Raw genomic sequence first — 22,124 nt, forward strand, 5'->3', positions numbered from 1 at the left:
CGGCCTGGTCGGTACCGCGTGCGCGACGTCGGCGTCGTGCGTGAAGCCGGTCACCCGATGACCGGGCTCGACGATCACGCTTGACCTCAACCCAACTTGAAGTTCCAGAATACCGATCGGGGGTCGCCACCCCACTCCACTCGAACAGCCGGTATCAGGAGCACTGACATGAGCACCGACCAGGGTTTCTACTCGATCATCGACTACACCGTCGACGGCCCCGCCACGCAGAGCGAACTCGTCGATGCCTTCGCCGAGATCCAGGAACAGTGGGTCAATTTCTACCCCGGCTACCGCTCGGCCCGCTTCCACGTGAGCACCGACGGGACGCGGGTGTACAACATCGTGCATTGGGCGAGCGAGGCCGACTACCGCCACTTCGTCGAGAACTCCGACACCGACGGCAGGATGGCCGCCATCGGGCAGGCGGTGGAAGCACTCGGCGGCCGGGCCGAGCCGCGCATGACCGGGGCCCCCACCTACACCGTCGTGCGCGAAGTGGGCCCTCGGACCGGGGAATAGCCCGAAATCAGCCACCGTCCAGGAGAGAGGGCCGGCCATGAAGGTCGAGATCTACGGAGACGTCCTGTGCCCGTGGTGCTTCATCGGCAAGAGACGCGTCGAAGCGGCCGTGCGGGGCCTGCCGGAGGGCGGCCCGCTCGTCGGGATCATCTGGCGAAGCCGCGAACTCGCCCCCGATGCCGGCCGCGTGCCCGGCCCGACGGCGGCCGAGGCGATGGTGACGTGGTGGGGCGATCGAGCGGCCGAGCGGATCGAGCACATCCGCGCCGAAGGCAGGCTCGAAGGGTTGGAGTTGAACCTGCATCTCGCCCGGCCGGTGAGCACGTTCGACGCGCACCGCCTGGTGTACCTGGCCGCCGAGCACAACCTGGCCGACCCGGTCGTGGAAAGCCTGTTCAACGCCTACCACACCGAGGGTCGCAACATCGCCGACCCGGAGGTCCTGGCGTACCTGGGCACCACGGCCGGACTGCCCGGGTCCGATGTCCGCCGCCTGCTGCACGGTGACGCCTACACCCGGGAGGTACGAGCGGACGAGGCCCGTGCCACGGCTCTGGGCATCACCGGCGTCCCGTCGGTGGTCATCGACGGGCGATCCCCGACCTCGGGCATCCAACCTCCGGCTCGACTCCGTGCCCTGCTGGAGGAAGCCATGCCGGCAGCACGCGTCGAGGCCGCCGACTGACGGGCCGGGCCGCCCGGGGGCCGACAGTGCGGCGGGGCGAGGCGTGCGGCAACCCTGTGCCGACACCCCTCGCCCCGCCGCGTCGGTTCGGCGCCAGACGCCCCCACGCCGCACGTACGCGCCGCCCGATCAGCGCTTCGGCAACCGTGGGGTGCCGGTGACGGCCGCGACCAGGGAGTACAGCGAGGTGTTGGCGGCCAGGAACATCCGATTGCGCTTGGGGCCGCCGAAGGTGATGTTGGCGACGGGCTCGGGGGTGCGGATACGGCCGATGAGGGTGCCGTCGGGGGCGTAGCAGTGCACGCCGTCGGCCATCGCGGCGACCCACAGACGGCCCTCGTCGTCGAAGCGAATGTTGTCGAACCGGCCGTCACCGGGGCGGCATTCGACGAAGACCTCGCCGTCCGAGAGCGTCCCGTCCGCACGAACGTCGAAGACGCGCACGTGGTTGGCCCGGGTGTCGGAGACGTACAGCCGCTGCTCGTCCTCGGACAGCACCAGCCCGTTGGGGCCGGCGAACCCGTCGGCGACCAGGCGTACTTCGGCGGTCACCGGGTCGATCCGGTAGACGTTGGTCGCCCCGATCTCGCTCTCCGCACGATGGCCCTCGTAGTCGCTGGTGATGCCGAAGTCGGGGTCGGAGAAGTAGATCGAGCCGTCCGAGTGCACGACGGAGTCATTGGGGCTGTTCAGCCGCTTGCCCCCGAAGCGGTCGGCCAGCACGGTGATCGAGCCGTCGTGTTCGGTACGGGTGACGCGACGGTTGCCCTGTTCGCAGGTGACCAGTCGGCCCTCGCGGTCGAGGGTGTTGCCGTTGGGGTGTCCGGCCGGCGAACGGAAGACGCTGACGACGCCGCTGGTCTCGTCCCAGCGCAGCATGCGGTCGTTGGGGATGTCGCTCCAGATCAGGAAGCGTCCCGCGGGGAAGTACAGCGGGCCCTCCGACCAGCGGCCACCCGAATAGAGCGTCTCCAGCCGGTCGTCACCGTTCATGCATCGCCCGGTGCGGAAACGTTCGTCGATCATGTCGTAGATCGGGGTTTGTGCGTCGGACATCGTCTCGCAACTCCTCGCCGCCACTGAACATCATCCTATCGATCATCATGATTACAGAATATGCTTCAGTTGCGTCAAGGCCTCGCCGAACCCGTTCCGCACCTGCGGGTTCGTACGGGCGAACCCGGGCACCCGGGCTCGGCGGCGTCCCGGTCGGCAACGATCGCGGCCGGCCACACGCGGTCACGGCGGCCCCGACACGGCTCGCTACCATCGAGCCCCCTCGATCGGCGCGACAACGGAGGAACCGCAATGGACGACATCGATCGGGGTCTGCTGGCGCTGCTTCAGGAGGACGCGACGCGCACGTACGCCGAACTCGGCAAGGAGGTCGGCCTGTCCGCCGGCGCCGCACACGAGCGGGTACGCAAGCTGCGGGCGGCGGGCGTCATCCGCCGCACCACCGTCGACGTCGACCCGGTCGCGGTGGACCTGGACGTCCTGGCCTTCGTGACCGTCGACTCGGTCGCATGGATGGGCGACTCCGCACCGTCCTTCGCGGCCATCCCGGAGATCCAGGAGGCACACGTGATCGCCGGGACGGCCTCGATCCTCCTCAAGATCCGTACCGGCTCCACCGCGGCGATGCAGGACGTCCTGCGCCGCATCCACGCCATCACCGGCGTCAGCAGCACACAAGCCACGATGGTCCTCGAAACCTTCTTCGAACGCTCCATCCCCACGGGCGACACGAGCTCCTGAGCAGAAGGGAGATGCCATGAACGGAACGGCGCGAGGCGGCCCGGCCCTCGCCGACGGACCCATCTACCTGGACTACAACGCGACCACCCCGGTCGACCCGCGTGTCGTGCTCGCGATGGGGCCGTTCCTGACCCACTGGTTCGGCAATCCCTCCAGCGATCACCCCTACGCCGACGAACCCCGTGCGGCCCTGGCGGCGGCACGCGCCAGGGTCGCGGCCCTGCTCGGAGCGGATGGCGAGCGCATCGTGTTCACCGGTTCCGGCTCCGAGGCCGATCAACTCGCCGTCCGCGGCGCGGTCCTGGCCTCCGAGGCCGCGCGGCCGCACGTGATCACGCAGGTCACCGAGCACCCGGCGGTCCTGGAGACATGCCGCGCGCTCGAGCGTCTGCACGGCGTACGCGTGACGTATCTGCCGGTCGACGCAGCCGGACTGGTCGATCCCGGCCGACTGGCCGCGGCGCTGGACGCCGACACCGTCCTGGTGTCGGTAATGGCCGCCAACAACGAGACCGGAGCCCTCCAGCCCGTCTCCGAACTCGCCGCGGTGGCGCACGAATACGGCGCGCTGTTCCGCTGCGATGCCGCCCGGGCGGCCGGCCGGATCCCCCTCGACGTGCGCGACCTCGACGTGGATCTGCTGACCGTGGTCGGGCACAAGATGTACGCGCCCAAGGGCACGGCCGCCCTGTACGTGCGCGCGGGGCTCGCCCTGGAACCGGTGGTCTACGGGGGCGGCCAGGAGTACGGCCTGCGCGCGGGCACCGAGAACGTCGCCCTGGCCGTCGCCCTGGGCACGGCCGCGGACATCGCGGCGACCGAACTCGCGGACGGCGCGGCGACCCGAATCGCGGCGCTGCGCGACGACCTGCACCGCAGCCTGGCCACCGCGCTGCCCGGTCGCGTACACCTCAACGGCCCCGCGAAGGAGCGCCTGCCGAACACGCTCAACATCAGCATCGACGGCACCCTGGGCCACGAACTCCTGGCCGCCGCGCCGGGCTTGGCCGCGTCCACCGGCTCGGCCTGCCACAGCGGCAGGCACACCCCCTCCCCGGTCCTGACCGCGATGGGCATCGCCCCGGAACGCGCACTGGGCGCGCTACTGCTGTCCCTCGGACGATGGACCACACCGGAGGACGTCAGCACCGCCGCGACCGCCCTGATCAACGCGGCGGGCACACCGTGATGTCGATCCGGCCGACCGTTGTCGGTGCTATGCCTGCCCCTGGGCGCGCCCGCTGTGCGCGAGGGCGCTGGGAGTGCGGCAGCCGACGATCGCCGGGGCCTCCCGGACGAGCGTGTCGTCGGTGAGCGCCTCCACCATGAACAGTGCGAAGTCCACCCGGCGGGTCAGGTCGCTGGCCAATACCGGGTCGCCCACGTGCCGGCTCCATACGGGCAGTCCCTGACTGTCGCCCTCCTTCAGGGTGCTGCCGCGCACCACGGTCCACCGGGTGTCGCTTTCGAACACCCGGCGGCACGCCTCCACTTGGTCGTCGATCTCGACGGCACGGACGAGCTTGCCCAACACGCGGGCGATCCGGACGCCCATCGTGAACATCCGCGAATACCGGTCCTTGCCGTCGCGGGTGATGTGCCAGCCGCAGGAGAACACCAGGCGAGCGCCCGGCCGCGCGTGATCGAGCACCGCCTGTGCCGTACCCGACGCGTACTGCTGCACGCCCCACGGCACCAGTACCGTCAGGACCCCATCGCAGCCGGCGACCGCCCGCCGGATCACCTCCGGGTCGTTCGTGGGCCCGGGGACGACGGTGATCCGGCCGTCGAACGCGGCCAGCTTCGGCACGCTGCGCTCGCGGCACACGCCGACCACCTCGTAGCCGCGGTCCAACGCCTGCCGGACCATGTACTGCCCGAGCTTCCCCGAGGCTCCGACGATGCAGACCTTCTTCATTCGATCCGTGCCCATGGCGCGGCCCCTTCGTCGAAATGACGACCTTATGTTGTAAGGTAAGCTAGCCTTATGTTGTAAGGTAGTCAACAGAAGCAAAAGGAGGAGCGGATGAGCGAGGAAGGCAAGCGCCGGCGCGGGGCCTCGGCGCGCACGCCGCTCAGTCGCGAGCGCGTGATCCGCACGGCGGTGGCGGTCGCGGACGCGAAGGGTTCGGCAGCGCTCACCATGCGCGCCATCGCGGAACCGCTGGGCGTCGAGGCGATGTCGCTCTACCACCACGTCGCGGGCCGGGACGACGTGCTCGACGGCATGGTGGACGCGGTGTTCGGAGAGATCGACCTGCCACCGCGCGACACGGACTGGAAGAGCGCCATGCGCCTGCGAGCGTCCTCCGCCCGTTCCGTACTCCGGCGCCATCCGTGGGCCGTCCCCCTGCTGGACTCTCGCACCCGACCCGGCCCCGCGACGCTGCGCCACCACGACGCCGTCATCGGGGCATTGCGCGCCGGAGGGTTCTCCGTCCGGATGACCGCGCACGCGGTGTCGCTGATCGACAGCTACGTGTACGGCTTCGTGATCCAGGAATCGAGCCTGCCGTTCGGCGACTCCGCGGAGTTGGACGAGGTCGCGGGCGCCATCCTGCGGGAGATGCCCGCCGACACCTACCCCCACCTCACCGAACTCGTCACCGAACAGGCCCTCGAACCCGGATACGACTACGCCGAGGAGTTCACCTTCGGCCTCACCCTCATCCTCGACGCCCTGCGCCCCGACGAAGTCATGGGCGAATAGCGCCTGTCCCCCGCAGCGCCGTGAAAAACCGGCTCAGCACCGCGCTTTCTGGTGCTCGGCGCGCCGGCTCGGAACGGGGACCGGGGAAGGCAATCGGCGGGGTGCGACGATGCCGTCGTGCCCACCGATGCCGGGTTGCCCCAAGCCCTCCACGACGCGGGTTCGCCCCGCGTCGTGGGCGGCGGCGGAATCTGGTTCTACGCCCCGAACACCGGCCACTGGGGCGACCTGTTGTCCGAGCGCGAGGAAGGCTCTGCGGGCAAGTACCCGTTGTGGGTAGGGGAATCATCCGCTCCCACGGTGACCGTCCGGGGTGTCTCGGGAACCCGAGGCGTCGGTCGGGCCGAACTCGCCCCGACCGCTCAGGGACTGCCCGGCGCCCTGCCGATGGGCGTCGAAGTGCCCGGGCCGGGGTGTTGGTTGGTGACCGCGCACAGCGCCACGGGCACCCCGAGCATCACGGTGCGGGCGAAGACGTAGCCGAGCCCGGGTTCGGGTCGGTATCCGGGTTCGGGTCGTTCTCCGGATCCGAGTCCGGCTCGGGTGCGAGCGTCGCGCCGGCCGCCAGTAGTCGCTCCGCGAGCACGCGACAACGACTCGCCAGCTCCGGCGGGTCGAGTATCTCGAAGTCGTGCCCGAGCAGGAGTACGTGCATCAACACGACGTCGAGGTTGCCGGCGCCGCTGAGCACCTCGCAGCGCCGGCTTCCGCGTGGTCGCACCACAGCCGCCGACGCCGAGATCTGCGCGCGCACCGTGTCGGCCGAAGCGTGCACGAGAAAGCGGGCCCGGTGCGGGTAGACCCGACTCGCGACACCCTCCTGCACGTACGCCGCCGCGTCCGGCGCCGCGCGCGGCCGAAACCGCCAGGTGCGGGCGGACACGGCGGTCATGCGATCGACCCGGAAGCTGCGCCAGTCGTCGCGATCGAGGTCGTAGCCGAGGAGGTACCAGCGCCGGTCGGAGGCGACCAGGCGGTAGGGCTCGACCCGCCGCCGGCGCAGCCCACTCCCGGAGTTTCGAGAACTCCCCGTGTCCCCGGCACCCCCGGATCCCCCCGAACTCCCGGTCGGATAGTCGAAGCCGGCCTCGACCTCGTCACGGCAGGCCCTGGCCAGCGTCATGAGCACCTCGGGGTCGACCGACGCGCGGCCTGCGCCGAACGACTCCACCGAACCGGAAAGCGCACGCACCTCGTGCCGAAGCCGGGTGGGCAACACCCGGTCGAGCTTGGTCAGCGCCCGCAGCGCGGCCTCACCGGACCCGACGACCGCACCACCGGCACGACCCGCGCCGCCCGCACCCGCGATCAGCGAGACCACGGTGGCGATCGCCTCCTCGTCGTCGAGCAGCAGCGGTGGCAAGTCCTTGCCCGTGCCGAGTTGGTAACCGCCGCCGACTCCCTGACCGGCATGTACGGGATAGCCGAGCGACCGCAGCCGCTCGACATCGCGCCGCACCGTACGCGCGGTGACCCCCAGGCGGTCGGCGAGCTCGGGACCGGACCAGGCCCGGCGCTGCTGAAGCAGCCCGAGCAGCGTGAGCACCCGCTCCGTCGTACCCCGCTCGTCACCGCGCGCCACGTCCATATCGAACACCCTGCCGGCCATGGCGGACAGATCCTGTCCGCCTATGGTGTCAGGGTGGGTCCATGGACGCAGACGAGATCGACTGGAACCGGACGCCGCGCGAGCAGTGGGAGGCCCACTGGAACCGCCGGCTCCGAACCCGGTTCGACGGCCTCGCCGAGGCGAATATGGCCGATCCGGTCCCGCACATGCACCGCGAGCCGATCCACCGCCCGTCCGAGGTCCGCCTGCCGCGCGACCTCCATTCGCACATCCGACCCGCCACGAACGGAGCAACCCGATGAGCCGCCACATCCAGGTGACCTTCGACGCCCACGACCCGGCGGCGCTGTCGTCCTTCTGGGGCGAGGCGCTGGGCTATGTCATCCCCGGCCCGCCCGGAGTCGACCTGCCCGAGGGGGCCGACCCGCTGGCCGCGTGGGACGAGTTCCTCGCGCGGATCGGCGTGCCCGAGGACCAGCGCAACACCCGGTCGGCGCTCGAGGACCCGGACGGAAACGGTCCGCGAGTGTTCTTCCAGCAGGTACCCGAGGGCAAGGTCGCCAAGAATCGAGTGCACCTCGACGTGCGGGTGTCTCCCGGACTACAGGGTGAGGAGCGCATGGCGGCGTTGGAGGCCGAGTGCGCCCGGCTCGTCGCGTTGGGGGCCGCCCGGGTGCAGCGCCACGAGCCCGCTCCGCCGCTGGGCAGCGGCCACATCGTGATGACCGACCCCGAGGGCAACGAGTTCTGCCTGGACTGACCCGCCCCGACCGCGGTCGGGGGGCCGGCTCGGCCGCCCTTGCGGTCGGGCCGGCCGGCGGTGGCACGAGGCGCTCCCGTGGCTACCCGGGCGCGGCTTCGGGCCCGTCGACCCGCACCACGGTCCGGCGATCGTCCGGCAGGCGGCGGATCCGGCCCGCGCGCTCCAGGTGTTCCAGGACGGGCATCGCCACCCGGCGGGTGGTGTGCAGCGCGGCCCGTGCCCGCGCGACGGTGAACGGCTGCTCCAGTACGGCCGGCCGACGCATCGCCTCCCGCGGCGCGTCGGGCAGCAGGAGTACCGCGTCGGCGGCCCGGAACAGCGCGCCGGCGCGCACCGAGGCCGCCAGCGCACCAGCGTGGACTTCCCGTGATCGACATGCCCCGCCGTGGCAACCACCCGCATCTCACAGCCCCCCGCGCGGGCGCGGGACCGCGCCCGGGCGTCGCGGGCCGCGAACGACCCGCGACGGCCCCGTGGACCCGCGCACGAGCGGGATCGCCCGGCCCCGGACTCGCACCCGCACCTCACGCCTCCTTGTGCGCGCGTACGACCGCCGCGATCACATCCGGATCCCGGTCCGCCGGAACACAGCGCAGATCGAGCAGCAGGCGGCCCTTCTCGACCCGTCCCACGACCGCGGGTTCGCCGATGCGCAAGGGCCCGGCGAGTTCGTGCGGCAGCGCGACGGCGAAGGATGCCAGTGCCACGCCCGGCGCTCCCCCGCCGCCGACCCGGCCCTGGGCCTGGACCGCGTGCGCGGGCACCCCGGCCGCCTCCAGCGCGCCGGCCAAGCCCTTGACCGCATGGCGAGTTCCCGGGCCCGGGTGTGCAAGGCTGCGGTCACCGGTGGGCGTGGCCCGCGCAGGGTCGCCTCCAGGGCCGCCAAGGTGAGTTTGTCCACGCGCAGGGCGCGGGCGAGCGGGTGCGCGCGCAGCGCGGCGATCACGTCGGCGTGCCCGAACAGCAGCCCTGCCTGCGGGCCGCCGAGGAGTTTGTCACCGCTCGCGGTCACCAGCGTCGCTCCCGCGCGCACCATGGACGCCGCGTCGGGTTCGTCGGGCAACAGCGGTTCGGGCGAGAGCAATCCGGAGCCGATGTCGACCACCACCGGACAGCCGAGCGTGGCCAGCGACAAAATCCCCGGCCACCCCGTGATCGGCGAACTCGTGCCCGCGCGCCCGGGAGTCACGATCGCGCTGCGCTGATCGGGACTCGCGACCCCGGAGCCGGGCTACCACCGACCCCGGGAGCGAGGATCGGGCCCGGGGCCAACGCCCGGGAACCACCGCTCCGGGGTCGCTGTCCGAAGCAACGCTCCGGGTCGCTGTCCGAAGCGGACAGACCACGTCATGGCACCACCGCCCCTGGGCTATGTCCCGAGCAACGGCACTACCGAAAACGTGTGGTCGTTCCGGATCCGGCGGGAGGTCTCGGCGAACGGAATGCCGCGGAAGACCGCCACACCCGCCTCCCGGCTGCCGTGCAGCACGCCGGCCCCGATACGGACCTCGGGTCGGGGTCCGGGCGACACCGACGCCTTGGACGCCCTGGACGCCCTGGACGCCTTGGATACCCTCGGACGGCTCGGACGGCTCGGATGCGTCACCGGTCGTCGCAGGTCCCTCCATGAGCAAACGGCGCGAGCACAGCCAGGTTCGCGTCGGCCCCGACACTGCACAACCTCCTGCCGCGTCCGGACCCGCGCCGGCCATTTACCGATGCCCCGGACTCGGCCGACGGCGTACCGTCGAATCCCTCGGGGTCCCTCGCCTTCGGGCAAGGGTCCCTCGGGATCGGGATGCGATCTTTCGTCGGTCCGCGAGCGGCGGAAGACTCGTGCTCTCGATCGACCCATGGGGGAACTCGGCACATGCGCAGCGCACGATTTCGTCTCGCGACCCTTGCCGTCGCCGCGTCGGTGCCGTTGTTGTTCGCGTCCGCGTGCGACTCCGACTCCGGAACGGACGACAAGGGTGCCAAGGGGGTCGTCACGACGGGCGCCGCGGCCGATGGGCCCGGTCCGTCCCAGGCGCCCGGCCCCGCCGATTCGAACGGCTCCGGCACAGCGAACGCCACGTCGCCCTCGGCCAAGCCGAATCCGTCGAGCGGCGGCGGGTCGACCGGATCCGCGGGCCGGGTGCTGACCCAGGATCAACTCTCCTCCGTGGTGGTGACGCAGCCGGAGATGAACACCGGAGCGGACTACACCAAGGACGTTCCCAACCCCCGTGTCCTCGGCGGGAAGGAGACCGCCGAGCGGCCCGAATGCCAGCCGTTCGTCGACCTCATGCTGCCCGGCAACGGCACGCCCGCGCCCCTGGCCGCCATCAAGGCCGCGACGTCCGCGGACTCGACCCCGGCCGACCCGATGCCGAGCCGCGTCGACATCGTCGAGTTGTACGCCTTCAGCCCGGGCCAGGCGGAAAATCTGCTGGCCAAGGGCCGCGCCGCTCTCGCCGCGTGCTCGACGATCACGACCAGGGACGAGCAGGGCACGCGCACCACGATGGCCTACACCCGGGCGAACGGGCCCGCCCTGGGCGACGAGTCCCTCGCGGTGACGGCGCAGGATCCCGAGGCGGGAGCGAGCGGCCTGTTGCTGGTGCGGGTCGGATCGCTCCTCGTGCTCGTATCGACCGTCGACCTGGAGAGCACCAAGGCGGTCCAGCCCAACCAGACCCTGGCCCGCACCCAGGTGGGCAAACTCCAGGCGGCCGTGCGCTCCTGACCGAAGCGGCGTCCCGGGATCCACCTCCGGGCACGCCGCGACGTCGCCCCCAGGCAACGTCATTTCGCGAGGCCGTGCGTCCGGCTACGGCGTCGAGGGACCCGCGGGTACGACGGGCCGGTCCCGGCCCGGGTTACAGGCCGATTGCTCCGTCGATGCGTTCGCGGAGCAGGTCGGCGTGGCCGTTGTGGCGCGCGTACTCCTCGACCATGTGCACGAGTACCCAACGCAGGGACACCGTTCCGCGCCACTCGTCATCGCCCTCGACGTCGAGGTCGGGCGCCTCGGTGGTGAAGCGTTCGGCGAAGGCGACCTCCGTACGCCAGGCCTGCCATGCCTCCTCGACGATCGCGGAGTCGGGCGCCGCGCCGTCGAAGTCGCCGTCGGGATCCGCTCGCGAGGAGAACCGGGCCGGTGTGTCCTGGCCGGCCAGCACCCGGCGGAACCAGCGCCGCTCCACGTCGGCGAGGTGGCGCACGATGCCGAGCAGGGAGAGGGTGGAGGGTTCCACGGATCGCCGGGCCAATTCCGGGCCCAGACCGGAGCACTTCAGTTCCAGGGTCGCGCGCTGGGCGGCCAGGATGTCGGTCAGGATGCCGAACTCGCCCCCCGTGGTGGGGCCGTCGAAACGCCGGTTGGCGGCGACGCCCACGAATAGGTCGCCTCGTCTGCTCGGATCGGTCGTGTCCGTCATGGTCGGCCATCACGATCTGCCCGGTCGGGCATAGGAGTTGTCGGGGACTCGGAGACCAAGGAACGCGGGGGCTCGGCACCGCGCCTTGTCGGCGAAGTCGCAGGGCCGAGGCCAGGGCCGAGGCCGAGGTCAGGTCTTGACGGCGTGGAGGATGCGCATGCCTCGCGGGCCCGTCGTGTCGTCGCGTATTTCCAGCCCTGCCCGCCGGCACTGCTCGTTCAGCCAGTCCGAGGCGATGCGCAGCTTGGGATAGCTGCCGGCCCGCAGGCTCCAGGTGTCCCCGCTCCGGGTGTGCAGGAGGTCGTGGACCATGACGGTGTCCTCGTCGACGTACTCCAGGAAGCACGTGAACACGCGATCCCGGTCGCCGCGTACGGGGATGAACCGGTCCGTCCCGTGCAGGGGTCGGGACTGGTCGCGATAGGTGACCACGAACCGGCCTCCCGGGGCCAGGGCACGCGCGGTGTCGGCGAGCAACGCCGTCACGTCGGCCCTGCTCGGCAGGTGGGGAAGCGTGTCGCCCATGCACACGACGAGGTCCACGGTCCCGGGTCTGGCGACCTGCGGAAGCACGCCGCGGATGTCGGCGTGGACCGGGTCGATCCCGGCGATGTCCCTTGTGTGCCCCGCGAGTTCGGCCAGCAGGAGTTTGCTGCTGTCGACTGCGACGACCGACGCGAAGCCGGCGCGGGCCAAGGCGAGCGTCTGTTGGCCCGGGCCGCATCCCAGGTCTACGGCCACGCCCGGAGCAGGCCCGGGCAGCACGCCCAGGTCGCGGAGCAGCGCGGCTTGTCCGGCGGCGAGTGCTTCGATGTCGTCGCCGAGCATCCAGGTGTACTGCTCGGCCAGGAGTCGGTCGTAGTGAACGGTTGCGTCGGTCAAGGCTCTCGATCCTTCGTTCCGAGTCGACCGGGTGAACGGTCGAACGCGGCGGCACGCGGCACGCGTCGATCGGTCGGCTCCGGCCTCGACCCCGGCGCCGACCTCGGCCCAACTCACGTATGGCGAACCCAGCCCGCCAGTTCGGCCAAGTGGACGTTCTCGCGAGCGGCGTCCAATTCGGCACCGAGCGCCGCGCGGTAGGTGGCCGTCGCCTGCTGGTAGCGAAGGTGTCCGGCCGTACTGATCGTCGCGCGCACGCCCCGGCCGTCCTCGCCACCCACGGAGGTTCGTTCGGCCATGCCCTGGGCCTCCAGTCGCCCCACGAGTCGGGTGACCGAGCTGACCTTCAGGCCGATGCGCTCCGCCAACTCCCCCATTCGCAGGCTTCCTCCGCTGTCCTCCCTGCTCAGTGCGCACAGCGCCCGATACTCCGAGAGCTGCAGGCCGTGGGACTGCCGCAGGGCCTGGTCCAACCGTTGTTCGATCCGACCCAACAGACGCACCGCCATGCACCAGCGGTCGTCCTCGTCGTCACCGGCGGGCGCCGCCCCGGGCCCGCCGGTCGGCATGAAGTCCGACATGGCGACAACCTACATACTGCTTGTACAAGCAAGCAAGTCCTCCGGGCCGAGCGAACGGCGCGCACCCGGGAACCCGGGCATCCGGTTCCCGGCACCCGGCACCCGGCATCCAGCCTTCCGACGCGCCGCCGCTCCGTGCCCTGCCTCTACTCCACAGCGCAGAGTCCGTCGATCGTCGTCGCCAGCAGCGCTGTTCGCATCGGCATGCTCGTGATGTCGACGAACTCGTCGCGGGCGTGCGGGTGCCCTCCGACGGCGCCCATGCCGTCCAGGGTGGGAATGCCGATCGCGGCGGTGAGATTCCCGTCCGACCCGCCGCCCGAACGCACCGTCTCCGGCTCCGGGACGCCCATCTCGCGGGCCGCCGCGCGCACGCGCGCGAGCAGGTCGAGGGACATGGCTTCTTCGAGCGGATAACGATTGACACCGCCGCTGACCGAGATCTCGGCCCGGGGCAGAACCGCGCGCAGACCTTCCATGTACCTTGCGACACGGTCGAGTTCGGCCCGGCTCCAGGCGCGGACGTCGACCGCCAACGTCGCCGCCTCGGGCACGGTGTTGACCGTGGACCCGGACGCCGCGACGGTGGGTGTGACCGTCGTGCCCAGCTCCGCGCGCGCCACCGGAACCAGCGCGAGTACCTGGTGGGCGAGTTCCACCGTCGCGTTCACGCCGAGCTCCGGTTCCAGGCCCGCGTGGGCCGCCCGGCCCCCGACCTCCACCCGAAATCGGGCGACCCCCTTGCGTGCGACTTTGACCGCGCCCCCGTCCGCGCTCGGCTCCCCCACCAACACCGCGCCCGATTCGGCGGCCACCTCCTCGACCAGGGCACGTGAGATCAGCGATCCGGTCTCCTCGTCGCCCGTCAGAAGCATCCCCACCCGATCCCGCGCCGTGGACGCCCGGGCCGCGTACAACATCTGCACGATCCCGGCTTTCATGTCGAAGACACCGGGACCGCGCGCCACCCCCTCCCGCACCGAGAACGGCAGTTCCGCGAGGGTTCCCATCGGCCACACGGTGTCGTAGTGCCCGAGCAGGAGCGGCCCGCGTCCCCGCGGCCGCCACACCAGATTCGTGATGCCGTCCAGCAGCACACGCTCGGGTTCACGACCGAGGAACCGCGTGCCCACCGCGGCCAGCAACTCCGCGCACCGGTTCAGGGCCGCACGGTCCTCGGACGGGGATTCACAGGTCACCAGATCGCGTAACAGAACCACCATCGCGTCGAGCTCGGCCGACATGTCCTCGAGACAGCGCTTGGGGGAAGCCATACCCGAATACCTCTCCAGTCGACCGGCTCGATCCACCTCGACATCACCGTCGGGCGGCGGCATCGGCGTCGGCGAGTCGCACAGCATCGCGGATCGATCTTCGTGCACGACGACGATTCGAGACGTACGGACGCTGCCTAGCGTGATCGACGTGTGCGGCGAGCGCCACATCCCCAGGAGGAATCCCGTGACGAGACGATCCGAACTGCCGGGCCCGCCGCCCGGCCACCGTCGACGAGCGGTGGCCGAGGAGTCGGACGCGGCGAACGGCACCGGTCACGCCGCCGCCGGCCGCCGCACGGGAAGTGTGCGGATGCGACGCGTGTCCCGAGGGGCCGGGGCGGCCGTCGCACTGGGGCTGCTTGCCGCCGGGTGCGGGGGAACCGACAGCGGCGGCACCTCCACCGGCGGCAACACGATCACCATCGGGGTGCCCGGCGACCCCGGTGGCATGAACCCGCTGACCACGCTGGCCTCCAGCGCGGTGATGATGAACCGCTTCGCGTACGACTCGCTGGTCAACATCCGACCCGACGGGCGCATCGCCTCCGGCATCGCCGAGACGTGGACCGCCGACACGACCACGGCGAACTTCACCCTCCGGCGCGGCGTGATGTGCGACGACGGCACATCGCTGACCCCGTCCGCGATCGCGGCGCAGTACAACTACATCGGCGACCCGGCGAACAAGTCGCCGATGGCGGGCCTGTTGGTGCCCGTCGGCGCCACCGCCACCGCGGACGACGCCGCGGGCACCCTGACGCTGAAAGCCCCGGAGTCCGCCCCGTTCCTGCTGCGCAGTGCCGGGACCGTGCAACTGGTGTGCCCCTCCGGCATGCGGTCGCAGGAGAAGCTGGACCAGGCGTCCGACGGCACCGGGCCCTATCGGCTGACCGAAGTGGTGGCGGGCGACCACTTCACCTTCACCAAACGCCCCGGATATACGTGGGGCCCGGACGGTGCCGACAACGCCGCCACACCGGACCGGGTGGTCTTCAAGTTCGTCGGCAACGAGTCCACCAGGACCAATCTGCTCCTGGGTGGACAACTCGACGTGGCGCGGGTCATCGGTGCCGATCGTGCCCGGCTCGCGGCGGCCGGCCTCGGGTTCGAGATCCAGCGGGACCCGTTCGGCATGCTGCTGTTCAACGAGGCCCCGAATCGCGTCACCGCCGACGCCCGGGTGCGCTGGGCCATGATCGCCGCGCTCGACCTCAAGCAGATCGGTGCCGTGGCCACCGGCGGCAAGGGTGCGCCGGCGACCCGACTCGGCACCACGATGGCACCGCCCTGCCCCACCGACTCGGTCACCGCCAACCTCCCGCCGCACGACGTGGCCCGCGCCGCGGAGGCACTGCGCGCCGCGGGATGGAAGAAGTCCGGTGGGCGCTGGAGCAAGGACGGCCGACAGTTGTCCCTCTCGATGCCCTACCCCGGCTACCAGGGCACCCAGGTGATCGCCGCCGTCGAGTTGGCGGTCCGGCAGTGGAAGGCCTTCGGCGTGAAGGTCGACACCAGCCAGACCTCCCAGTCGACCAACGTCTCCACCTTGATGGCCGGCCAGTGGGACATCGCCTGGGCGCCGATCTCGGTGCCCACCCCCGATCAGAACCTGGTGTTCTTCTCCGGTCCCAAGCCGGCCGAGGGCCTCAACCTCGGCGCCACCGACAACCCCGAGTACCAGCGCCTCACGGCCGAGGCGATGACCAAGCCGGACACCGCCGGCTGCCCGGAATGGACCGCGGCCGAGGCCGAGTTGATCAAACGCGTCGACGTGGTGACCTTCATGGACTCCAACTCCCCCTGGTTCACCCGTCGTTACGCCTTCGAGGTGGACGGCGGCGGCATCCTGCCGACCACGCTGCGCAGGGCCGGCAAGCGATGACTCCTGCCTCCGGGCGCACTCGCCCCGGAGGTAGACGGCTTCCGAGGCGCACGCGCCCGGGAGGTACACGGCTTCCGAGGCGAACTCGCCCCGGAAGTGCACGGCTTCCGAGGCGTCGGCTCCTCCCTGACGGGAGCCGACGCCTCGCGGCCATCGCCGGCCATCGACCGTGGATGCGGCGCCGGGCGATCTGCCGTCGGCCCGCACGCGACCCCCGGCCTCACCTGGCCCCTCCCTGCTCGGCGTCCGGCTCGAACGTGCGGCCGTACGCCGACCGCGCCCACGAAACCGACGACGGGCCGGCACGGCGGGCGGCGCCTCGGCCGACGAGGCGACCCACCCGTAACCGTCGCATGCCGACGGGCGTTGACCCGCTGTCGCCGGGCGACGCCAATCCGCGCCCGGGCGCTCCCCGCCAGGGGGCGACGGAGATCCGCCCCGCCGGGGCGTGACCCGCGACCCATGACCCGTGGTACGGAAGGGACTTGCACATGACTCTTCGAGGACGGCTCGGCGGGATCGCCGTGCTGACGGCATTGGCGGCGGTCGGAACGGCCGCGACGGCGGGCAGCGCCCACGCCGATCCCGCTCCGCAACCCCCGACCACCGCGGGGGAGGTTCCCGGAGCGGCGGCCGGCATGTTCGCGGACGCGGTGACGACGGGCGGCCTGCCGATCGGCGGGGTGCAGACCGGTCAACTCCCCCTCGACGAGTTGCCCACGCTCGGCTGAGCCCCGCCCGAGGTCCCAATCGGGAGGTCGAGAGGTCGGGAGGGTCGGGGAGTCGGGAATGCGGGCGGCCGTCAACCCACCGTCGCCGAAGGCGACATCGGCCCGAATGGGCCGAACCGGATGTCCGCCCCCGACAACCCGAAGGGTGTGGTCCGCATCGGCACCCCAAGTCGGCCCACCATCCCCGCCTCCCCGCAATCGGCACACCTTCGTCCCCGCAAGCATGCCCGGCGACGCGTCACGCGAAGCGCAAATGCTCCTCCCGGAGCCCTTCCTCCTCGCGGATGGCCGGGTCGAGCGGGCTCTTGCCATCGCATCCGCGTTTCTTATGCCGTGGCGCGCGCCGGTCGGTGGCGTGCGCTCGAACGGCGGCAGGGGCGCTCAGTCGGCGGCGGGCGCACCCTCGCCGGCGCTCGGTTCGTTCAGCCAGGTGCGGATGCCCGCGAGCGCGGCGGGGCCGTAGTCCTCGTCGACGCTCCTGGCCAGATCAGCGATGGTGATCGCGTGCAGCGCCGCGCGCCACGCGGCGTCGGCGGCGGCCATCGCACGGGAGATCGCGCAGGGTCGGATGCACGCCTCCGGCGCCGCCGCCAGCGGACCCCTCTGGCGGATCTCGGTGCACACGAACGCGGGTTCCGCGCCGTCCACAGCCGTCACGACGTCCAGGACGGTGATCCGTTCGGCCGCCCTGGTCAGCACGTACCCGCCCGACTTGCCCTGGATCGAGCCCACCAGATCCGCGCGGGAGAGCGCCTGGAGTTGTTTGGCCAGATAGCTGCCGGAGACGCCGTGGAGTTCCGCGAGCCGCGCAGCGGGTACCGGCTCCGTCGCCGTGGTCAGCACCACGCAACAGTGCAGCGCCGACTCCACTCCGCCCGACAGCTTCATCCGCTCGACCGTCCCTCCGGTTGACTCGGATGAACTCTATCCGAGTATTATCACGGACAAGATGTATCCGAGTTTGGATGCGTTCCCGCGCGACCTCGCGCACTCGACGAGAGGCAGAACAGCCATGAAGATCACGGTCGTCGGCGGAACCGGGCTGATCGGCTCGCAGGTGGTCCGGAAACTGACCGCGAGCGGCCACGAAGCCCTCCCTGCGGCGTTGTCCACCGGTGTCGACCTGATCACCGGGAAGGGCCTGCGGGAGGCACTGGAGGGCGCCGAGGTGGTGGTCAACCTGGCGAACTCGCCGACCTTCGACGAGAAGTCCCCGGACTTCTTCCGCACCTCCATGGGCAACCTGCTCGACGCGGCAGCGGAAGCCGGGGTCGGACACCAGGTGATCCTGTCGATCGTCGGCGTGGACCGGGTGCCCCGGTTGGACTACTACCGCGCCAAGGCCCTACAGGAGGACCTGCTCCGCCAGGGGCCCACGCCGTACTCCATCGTGCGCGCCACCCAGTTCTTCGAGTTCATGGATGCCGTGCTGTCCTGGACCTCCGACGACGACACCGTCCGTCTGCCCGCCACCCCGGTCCAGCCGATCGCCGCCGCGGACGTCGTCGACGCGGTCGTCGAGGTCGGTGTCGGCACCCCGCTCCAGGGCATCCGCAACGTCGCCGGCCCAGACGTCTTCACCCTCGACGAACTCGGCAGGATCACCCTGGCCGCGCGCGCCGACGCCCGCACCGTGGTCGTCGACGACACGGCCGGCATGTTCGCGGCCGTCCCCGGCGACGTGCTCACCGCGGGGCCGGACGCGCACCTGGCACCGACGCACTACCGGGACTGGATCCGAACGGACCGGTAGCGGCGGCGCGTCGACGGAATCCGAGGGATCCGGGAGTAGGGTTTCGGTGCGGTCGGGTGCGGCGACATCGTCGCGGGGGAATCCACCGCGGCCGGACACCGACGAGGAGGACCCATGTCGAAGCCGCCACTGCCCGAGCAGGCGATCGAGATGCTGCGGCAGCCCAATCCCGCGGTCGTGACAACGCTCCGGGCCGACGGCCAACCCGTCTCCACGGCGACCTGGTACCTGTGGGACGAGGGCAGGGTGCTCGTCAACATGGACGAGGGACGCAAACGGCTCGAGCACATCCGCAACGATCCGCGCGTCTCGCTGACCGTGCTCGACACCGGGAACTGGTACACGCATCTCAGCCTGATCGGCCGGGTCACCGAGATCCGCGACGACAAGGACCTGATCGACATCGACCGCCTGTCGCGTCATTACGGCGGCCAGGACTACCCGCAGCGCGCCCGGGGCCGCGTCAGTGCCTGGGTCGAGATCGACCGCTGGCACGGCTGGGGCACGCTCAAGGACAGCGACCAGGCGGGCGGCAGCCGTACCGCTGCGGAGTAGCCGAGCCGGTCCCGGGCGATCGCGGCGGCGGCGCACCCACCCCGGCCCCGGCACCCGGGCCGATGTCGACCGCGTGGCGGGCGCGTTGCCGTCGAATCGGCGAGTGCGACATCGGCAGGGGTGCCGTGCCGCCGCACTCGCCGACCGATCAGGACACGCCCGTACGCGTCGGCAGGTCCCCACGTAATCGTCGAAAAAGTCGGTCACGGCAAGGCGGACCGCCGGAGCCGCGTGTTCCGGAAGTGCCGCGTGGCCGGCCTCGTGGACCACCGCCGCGCGCACCGTCGCGGCGGGCGCGTGGTACGGCCGTACGACCGCGGCCGGCGCCGGACCCGAAGAACATTCCGCGGCGCCCGGGCCACAGGAGAACGGCTCGCGGGCGCCGTTGACGGTCGGTACCGGGATCGCGACGCGCGTCGAGGCGGCGTCCACGACCTGGGCAGGTCCGCTGAAAATCTCGGGCCACGTTCCGGTCTCCTCGGCACGTTCCTCGAACGCCAGGACGGCGGGATCGGTCGCGGGCGCGTGATGGAAGACGCCGCGCGAGCCGGACCGGCCGGTGACGTAGTCGGCGTCGCGGCCGAGGCCGGCGAACTTCGGGTCGCCGGCGGCCCCGTCGGCGGTCAGGGGGTGGACGGCCCGAGCGTCCGTGCGGCCGGGGCCGGGACGAGTCGGCGGACCACTTCGGCGACCACCGCGTCGCGTTGCGGTGTCAGGTAGAAGTGGTCGCCCGGCAGCACCCGCAGGTCGAACGGCGCGCCGGTGACCTCCTCCCGGCGTCGGGCCTCGGTCCCGGTCACCTCCGGGTCGACATTGCCGATCATCGCGGTGACCGGGCAGCGCAGCCGGATGCCTTGCGTCGGGCGATAGCGCTCGGCGAGCCGATAGTCGTTGCGCAGGATGGGCAGCACGATCTCGCGCAACGCGGGGTCGGCGAGCAACGCCGTTCCGGTGCCGCCCAGTCGGCCGAGTTCGGCCGGCAGCCCGTCGTCGTCACACAGGTACACGTCGTCGTCGCGGACATGGGCAGCGCGTGCCGCCCGGACACGAACAGGTGGGTCGCACCGGGTCCGTGCGCCTGTAGCCGCAGCGCGACCTCGTACGCGACGGCCGCACCCACGCTGTGCCCGAACAGCGCGCACGACGACCTGATCCGAGTCGCGATCGCGGCCGCATGCGCGCGCGGGCGTTCGTCAACGACCCCTCCTCGGTTCCCGCGAGTCGAGTTCGTTCCCGGGGCGGGAACCCAAACCCGGCCTGGCACGTTCAAGTTAGGCAAGGCTAACCTAAATGATCGCCATACAGGGGTCGTCGAAGGCGCATCGAGCGCGCTTCGCCGACGAGGGGGCGCTCGCGCGACCGTGCCCATGATCGAAGCCAAACCCCCTGCGGGAAAAGAAGGTTCGATCCGCGCGGCCGGGCTCGCACGACTTTGGGACGTCGTCGGTCCACCCGGATCCGACGTCCGTCGCCGGATCCGCGCCTGCCGCTCCGGCCCCCCTGCCCCACTCATGCGCAGCTTCCGAGGACGGTGCAACCAGTGACCATCGACTCCCCCACGACCGCGCCCACCCGCCGCTACCTGCACGTTCGTCGAGAAGGGAGGTACGATCCGCCGGCCGTCGCGGTGCGGTTGGCCGAGTCCGGACTCTTCGACGAATCGCTCGTCTACGCAAGCGAAGCGCGCTGGTGGTTCGCCGGCGGCGCGGCCGTGGTGCTCACCATCCACCACGACACGATGGTCGGGGTGGGCGAGGGTCGTACGAGCGTGCCGTGGGCGGGCTCGCCTGCGCGGGCGATCGAGACCCTCCTGGCCGACGCACCGATCCGGGACTGGCGGGTCTACGGCCGCTTGGACTACGAACTGGGCTGCGTATCAGCGAAGTTGCCGCCCTCCGACCAGGGCCCGGAGCTGGGCCGACTGACCGTTCCCCGCGTCGAGGTCGAGGTCGACGAGACGTCGCTGACCGTGCGCGCCCTGGCGGACGAGGACCTCGACCGGGTGTTGCTCGCCGCGACGGCCGCGGACCGGTCGAGCACCACGACGACGCGGCCTGTGGAGGTCGAGACCGACGAATTCGCGTTGTTCGCCACCACCGTGGCAGCCGCGATCGACCGCATCCGGGCGGGCGAACTCGACAAGGTGCTCCTGTCTCGCGGTGTCGAGGTCCCCTACCCGGTGGACTTCCCCGCTACCTACCTGCGCGGGCTTCGCGCGAACACACCCGCGCGGTCGTTCCTGCTCGACCTGCCCGGGCTCCGGGCCGCCGGGTTCAGTCCGGAGACCCTCGTGGAGGTCGACGCCGACCTGCGGATCGCCACCCGACCGCTCACCGGCACCTGTCCGCGCGACGGCGACCCGGTGTTCGACGCACGGCGGCGGGCCGCGCTGATCCAGGACGCCAAGGAGGTGTACGACCACGCGATCTCGGTACGCCTGGCGCAAGACGAACTGGCCCCGCTGTGCGACCCGGACGGTGTCGGCGTCGACGAGTTCATGACCGCCAGGGAACGCGGCAGCGTCCAACACATCGGCTCCCGGGTGTTCGGGCGCCTCGACGCGCGACACGGGCCGTGGGACGCGCTGTTCGCGCTGTTCCCCGCGGTGACCGTGTCCGGCGTGCCGAAGACGGCCGCGTGCTCGATGATCGCCGAGTTCGAGGAGGCGCCTCGCGGCCTGTACGCGGGCGCGGTCGTACGGGGCACGCACGCCGGGGAGTTGGACGCCGCGCTCGCGCTGCGCATGGTCTACACGCGGAACGGCCGCACCTGGTTGCGCGCTGGTGCGGGCGTCGTTGCCGACTCACGGCCGGTGCACGAATACCGCGGAACGTGCCACACCCTCGCCACCGTCGCTCCGTACGTTGTGCCGGCGACACCGGAGGACGAACCACCCAAACCCTACGCGGCGTTCACCGACGGCTGAGCAAGCACCGGCGCCGAAGCCCGGCCGCGCCGAGCCCGCGCCGCCCCGGAGCCGCCCCGGCTCGACAACCGTCGGACGCTCGCGCGCGTCCTTCGCAGAACGCGGTA

The 22,124-nt window shown here is 71.4% G+C and carries 24 protein-coding genes and 2 pseudogenes; 14 read left to right on the forward strand and 12 right to left on the reverse strand.

The features are described from left to right. Positions 1 to 168: 168 nt before the first annotated feature. Positions 169 to 522 (forward strand): antibiotic biosynthesis monooxygenase family protein, encoded by a 354-nt coding sequence (locus ACIBSV_RS20430; RefSeq protein WP_395864889.1) that lies wholly within the window; start codon positions 169 to 171, stop codon positions 520 to 522. Positions 523 to 559: 37 nt separating this feature from the next. Beyond that, positions 560 to 1,207 (forward strand): DsbA family protein, encoded by a 648-nt coding sequence (locus tag ACIBSV_RS20435; protein WP_395864890.1) that lies wholly within the window; start codon positions 560 to 562, stop codon positions 1,205 to 1,207. 129 nt (positions 1,208 to 1,336) lie between these two features. Here ACIBSV_RS20435 and ACIBSV_RS20440 read toward each other — a convergent pair whose 3' ends face one another. Further along, on the reverse strand, positions 1,337 to 2,263 hold the full coding sequence (locus tag ACIBSV_RS20440; RefSeq protein ID WP_395864891.1) for an SMP-30/gluconolactonase/LRE family protein: 927 nt from the start codon (positions 2,261 to 2,263) through the stop codon (positions 1,337 to 1,339). Positions 2,264 to 2,515: 252 nt separating this feature from the next. On the opposite strand from ACIBSV_RS20440, the gene ACIBSV_RS20445 reads away from it, so the two are divergent. Together ACIBSV_RS20445 and ACIBSV_RS20450 are read left to right on the forward strand one after the other, a co-directional pair. After that, positions 2,516 to 2,965: an Lrp/AsnC family transcriptional regulator gene (locus ACIBSV_RS20445; RefSeq protein WP_395864892.1), complete on the forward strand. Its 450-nt coding sequence runs from the start codon at positions 2,516 to 2,518 to the stop codon at positions 2,963 to 2,965. A 16-nt stretch (positions 2,966 to 2,981) separates the two neighbouring features. Beyond that, positions 2,982 to 4,154, forward strand: coding sequence for a cysteine desulfurase family protein (locus ACIBSV_RS20450; protein ID WP_395864893.1), 1,173 nt, complete (start codon positions 2,982 to 2,984; stop codon positions 4,152 to 4,154). A 27-nt stretch (positions 4,155 to 4,181) separates the two neighbouring features. Here the strand turns inward: ACIBSV_RS20450 and ACIBSV_RS20455 are convergent, their stop codons facing one another. Next, positions 4,182 to 4,898, reverse strand: a complete 717-nt coding sequence (locus ACIBSV_RS20455; protein WP_395864895.1) for an NAD(P)-dependent oxidoreductase — start codon at positions 4,896 to 4,898, stop codon at positions 4,182 to 4,184. 93 nt (positions 4,899 to 4,991) lie between these two features. Here ACIBSV_RS20455 and ACIBSV_RS20460 point away from each other — a divergent pair, with 93 nt between their 5' ends. Both ACIBSV_RS20460 and ACIBSV_RS20465 read left to right on the forward strand, forming a co-directional pair. Next, positions 4,992 to 5,675, forward strand: a complete 684-nt coding sequence (locus tag ACIBSV_RS20460) for a TetR/AcrR family transcriptional regulator (protein ID WP_395864897.1) — start codon at positions 4,992 to 4,994, stop codon at positions 5,673 to 5,675. A 117-nt stretch (positions 5,676 to 5,792) separates the two neighbouring features. Beyond that, positions 5,793 to 6,155, forward strand: a complete 363-nt coding sequence (locus ACIBSV_RS20465) for a hypothetical protein (RefSeq protein WP_395864899.1) — start codon at positions 5,793 to 5,795, stop codon at positions 6,153 to 6,155. Here the strand turns inward: ACIBSV_RS20465 and ACIBSV_RS20470 are convergent. Beyond that, the gene (locus ACIBSV_RS20470) at positions 6,133 to 7,263 is read right to left on the reverse strand and encodes a WYL domain-containing protein (protein WP_395865280.1); all 1,131 of its coding nucleotides are present in this window, start codon (positions 7,261 to 7,263) and stop codon (positions 6,133 to 6,135) included. The genes ACIBSV_RS20465 and ACIBSV_RS20470 overlap by 23 nt on opposite strands. A gap of 62 nt (positions 7,264 to 7,325) precedes the next feature. Here ACIBSV_RS20470 and ACIBSV_RS20475 point away from each other — a divergent pair, with 62 nt between their 5' ends. Both ACIBSV_RS20475 and ACIBSV_RS20480 read left to right on the forward strand, forming a co-directional pair. Then, positions 7,326 to 7,547: a hypothetical protein gene (locus tag ACIBSV_RS20475; protein ID WP_395864901.1), complete on the forward strand. Its 222-nt coding sequence runs from the start codon at positions 7,326 to 7,328 to the stop codon at positions 7,545 to 7,547. Beyond that, a complete protein-coding gene (locus tag ACIBSV_RS20480; RefSeq protein WP_395864903.1) occupies positions 7,544 to 8,005 on the forward strand; it encodes a VOC family protein in 462 nt (153 codons plus the stop codon). The genes ACIBSV_RS20475 and ACIBSV_RS20480 overlap by 4 nt, the downstream gene beginning before the upstream one ends. An 82-nt stretch (positions 8,006 to 8,087) precedes the next feature. Here the strand turns inward: ACIBSV_RS20480 and ACIBSV_RS20485 are convergent, their stop codons facing one another. Together ACIBSV_RS20485 and ACIBSV_RS20490 are read right to left on the reverse strand one after the other, a co-directional pair. Beyond that, a complete protein-coding gene (locus tag ACIBSV_RS20485) occupies positions 8,088 to 8,342 on the reverse strand; it encodes a SelB C-terminal domain-containing protein (RefSeq protein WP_395864905.1) in 255 nt (84 codons plus the stop codon). A gap of 190 nt (positions 8,343 to 8,532) precedes the next feature. Continuing rightward, positions 8,533 to 9,146, reverse strand: a pseudogene (locus ACIBSV_RS20490) (aminotransferase class V-fold PLP-dependent enzyme); the annotation flags it as partial. Positions 9,147 to 9,878: 732 nt separating this feature from the next. On the opposite strand from ACIBSV_RS20490, the gene ACIBSV_RS20495 reads away from it, so the two are divergent. Then, positions 9,879 to 10,736 (forward strand): hypothetical protein, encoded by an 858-nt coding sequence (locus tag ACIBSV_RS20495; RefSeq protein WP_395864907.1) that lies wholly within the window; start codon positions 9,879 to 9,881, stop codon positions 10,734 to 10,736. 133 nt (positions 10,737 to 10,869) lie between these two features. On the opposite strand, the gene ACIBSV_RS20500 is transcribed toward ACIBSV_RS20495, so the two are convergent. The 4 genes from ACIBSV_RS20500 to ACIBSV_RS20515 form a co-directional block, all read right to left on the reverse strand. Then, positions 10,870 to 11,430: a DinB family protein gene (locus ACIBSV_RS20500; protein ID WP_395864909.1), complete on the reverse strand. Its 561-nt coding sequence runs from the start codon at positions 11,428 to 11,430 to the stop codon at positions 10,870 to 10,872. A gap of 129 nt (positions 11,431 to 11,559) precedes the next feature. Continuing rightward, complete coding sequence (locus tag ACIBSV_RS20505; RefSeq protein ID WP_395864911.1) at positions 11,560 to 12,312, reverse strand: class I SAM-dependent methyltransferase; 753 nt, start codon at positions 12,310 to 12,312, stop codon at positions 11,560 to 11,562. Positions 12,313 to 12,425: 113 nt separating this feature from the next. Beyond that, positions 12,426 to 12,893, reverse strand: coding sequence for a MarR family winged helix-turn-helix transcriptional regulator (locus ACIBSV_RS20510; RefSeq protein ID WP_395864913.1), 468 nt, complete (start codon positions 12,891 to 12,893; stop codon positions 12,426 to 12,428). 146 nt (positions 12,894 to 13,039) lie between these two features. Beyond that, on the reverse strand, positions 13,040 to 14,167 hold the full coding sequence (locus ACIBSV_RS20515; RefSeq protein ID WP_395864915.1) for a M20 family metallopeptidase: 1,128 nt from the start codon (positions 14,165 to 14,167) through the stop codon (positions 13,040 to 13,042). A 187-nt stretch (positions 14,168 to 14,354) separates the two neighbouring features. Here ACIBSV_RS20515 and ACIBSV_RS20520 point away from each other — a divergent pair, with 187 nt between their 5' ends. Both ACIBSV_RS20520 and ACIBSV_RS20525 read left to right on the forward strand, forming a co-directional pair. Beyond that, positions 14,355 to 16,052 (forward strand): ABC transporter substrate-binding protein, encoded by a 1,698-nt coding sequence (locus tag ACIBSV_RS20520; protein WP_395864917.1) that lies wholly within the window; start codon positions 14,355 to 14,357, stop codon positions 16,050 to 16,052. A gap of 491 nt (positions 16,053 to 16,543) precedes the next feature. Further along, on the forward strand, positions 16,544 to 16,783 hold the full coding sequence (locus tag ACIBSV_RS20525) for a hypothetical protein (RefSeq protein WP_395864919.1): 240 nt from the start codon (positions 16,544 to 16,546) through the stop codon (positions 16,781 to 16,783). 381 nt (positions 16,784 to 17,164) lie between these two features. Here ACIBSV_RS20525 and ACIBSV_RS20530 read toward each other — a convergent pair whose 3' ends face one another. Continuing rightward, positions 17,165 to 17,671, reverse strand: a complete 507-nt coding sequence (locus ACIBSV_RS20530) for an RrF2 family transcriptional regulator (RefSeq protein WP_395864921.1) — start codon at positions 17,669 to 17,671, stop codon at positions 17,165 to 17,167. 124 nt (positions 17,672 to 17,795) lie between these two features. On the opposite strand from ACIBSV_RS20530, the gene ACIBSV_RS20535 reads away from it, so the two are divergent. Then, a complete protein-coding gene (locus ACIBSV_RS20535; RefSeq protein WP_395864923.1) occupies positions 17,796 to 18,536 on the forward strand; it encodes an SDR family oxidoreductase in 741 nt (246 codons plus the stop codon). A 114-nt stretch (positions 18,537 to 18,650) separates the two neighbouring features. Further along, on the forward strand, positions 18,651 to 19,091 hold the full coding sequence (locus tag ACIBSV_RS20540; RefSeq protein WP_395864925.1) for a PPOX class F420-dependent oxidoreductase: 441 nt from the start codon (positions 18,651 to 18,653) through the stop codon (positions 19,089 to 19,091). 623 nt (positions 19,092 to 19,714) lie between these two features. Here the strand turns inward: ACIBSV_RS20540 and ACIBSV_RS20545 are convergent. Continuing rightward, the gene (locus ACIBSV_RS20545) at positions 19,715 to 20,233 is read right to left on the reverse strand and encodes a thioesterase II family protein (RefSeq protein ID WP_395864927.1); all 519 of its coding nucleotides are present in this window, start codon (positions 20,231 to 20,233) and stop codon (positions 19,715 to 19,717) included. Further along, positions 20,134 to 20,604 (reverse strand): annotated as a pseudogene (locus ACIBSV_RS20550) (thioesterase domain-containing protein); the annotation flags it as partial. The gene ACIBSV_RS20545 and the pseudogene ACIBSV_RS20550, both read right to left, overlap by 100 nt. A gap of 27 nt (positions 20,605 to 20,631) precedes the next feature. Between ACIBSV_RS20550 and ACIBSV_RS20555 the strand changes: the two are divergent. Further along, a complete protein-coding gene (locus ACIBSV_RS20555; protein WP_395864929.1) occupies positions 20,632 to 22,017 on the forward strand; it encodes a salicylate synthase in 1,386 nt (461 codons plus the stop codon). The last annotated feature ends 107 nt before the right edge of the window (positions 22,018 to 22,124 follow it).

It is taken from the genome of Embleya sp. NPDC050154, from assembly GCF_044460165.1.
GTDB lineage: Bacteria > Actinomycetota > Actinomycetes > Streptomycetales > Streptomycetaceae > Embleya.

Excerpts from the sequence above, each read along its gene's own strand:
- ACIBSV_RS20430 (WP_395864889.1), top strand. The coding sequence starts at position 169 with ATGAGCACCGACCAGGGTTTCTACTCGATCATCGACTACACCGTCGAC.
- ACIBSV_RS20435 (WP_395864890.1), top strand. The coding sequence starts at position 560 with ATGAAGGTCGAGATCTACGGAGACGTCCTGTGCCCGTGGTGCTTCATC.
- ACIBSV_RS20440 (WP_395864891.1), bottom strand. The coding sequence starts at position 2,263 with ATGTCCGACGCACAAACCCCGATCTACGACATGATCGACGAACGTTTC.
- ACIBSV_RS20445 (WP_395864892.1), top strand. The coding sequence starts at position 2,516 with ATGGACGACATCGATCGGGGTCTGCTGGCGCTGCTTCAGGAGGACGCG.
- ACIBSV_RS20450 (WP_395864893.1), top strand. The coding sequence starts at position 2,982 with ATGAACGGAACGGCGCGAGGCGGCCCGGCCCTCGCCGACGGACCCATC.
- ACIBSV_RS20455 (WP_395864895.1), bottom strand. The coding sequence starts at position 4,898 with ATGGGCACGGATCGAATGAAGAAGGTCTGCATCGTCGGAGCCTCGGGG.
- ACIBSV_RS20460 (WP_395864897.1), top strand. The coding sequence starts at position 4,992 with ATGAGCGAGGAAGGCAAGCGCCGGCGCGGGGCCTCGGCGCGCACGCCG.
- ACIBSV_RS20470 (WP_395865280.1), bottom strand. The coding sequence starts at position 7,263 with ATGGACGTGGCGCGCGGTGACGAGCGGGGTACGACGGAGCGGGTGCTC.
- ACIBSV_RS20475 (WP_395864901.1), top strand. The coding sequence starts at position 7,326 with ATGGACGCAGACGAGATCGACTGGAACCGGACGCCGCGCGAGCAGTGG.
- ACIBSV_RS20480 (WP_395864903.1), top strand. The coding sequence starts at position 7,544 with ATGAGCCGCCACATCCAGGTGACCTTCGACGCCCACGACCCGGCGGCG.
- ACIBSV_RS20495 (WP_395864907.1), top strand. The coding sequence starts at position 9,879 with ATGCGCAGCGCACGATTTCGTCTCGCGACCCTTGCCGTCGCCGCGTCG.
- ACIBSV_RS20500 (WP_395864909.1), bottom strand. The coding sequence starts at position 11,430 with ATGACGGACACGACCGATCCGAGCAGACGAGGCGACCTATTCGTGGGC.
- ACIBSV_RS20510 (WP_395864913.1), bottom strand. The coding sequence starts at position 12,893 with ATGTCGGACTTCATGCCGACCGGCGGGCCCGGGGCGGCGCCCGCCGGT.
- ACIBSV_RS20515 (WP_395864915.1), bottom strand. The coding sequence starts at position 14,167 with ATGGCTTCCCCCAAGCGCTGTCTCGAGGACATGTCGGCCGAGCTCGAC.
- ACIBSV_RS20525 (WP_395864919.1), top strand. The coding sequence starts at position 16,544 with ATGACTCTTCGAGGACGGCTCGGCGGGATCGCCGTGCTGACGGCATTG.
- ACIBSV_RS20530 (WP_395864921.1), bottom strand. The coding sequence starts at position 17,671 with ATGAAGCTGTCGGGCGGAGTGGAGTCGGCGCTGCACTGTTGCGTGGTG.
- ACIBSV_RS20535 (WP_395864923.1), top strand. The coding sequence starts at position 17,796 with ATGAAGATCACGGTCGTCGGCGGAACCGGGCTGATCGGCTCGCAGGTG.
- ACIBSV_RS20540 (WP_395864925.1), top strand. The coding sequence starts at position 18,651 with ATGTCGAAGCCGCCACTGCCCGAGCAGGCGATCGAGATGCTGCGGCAG.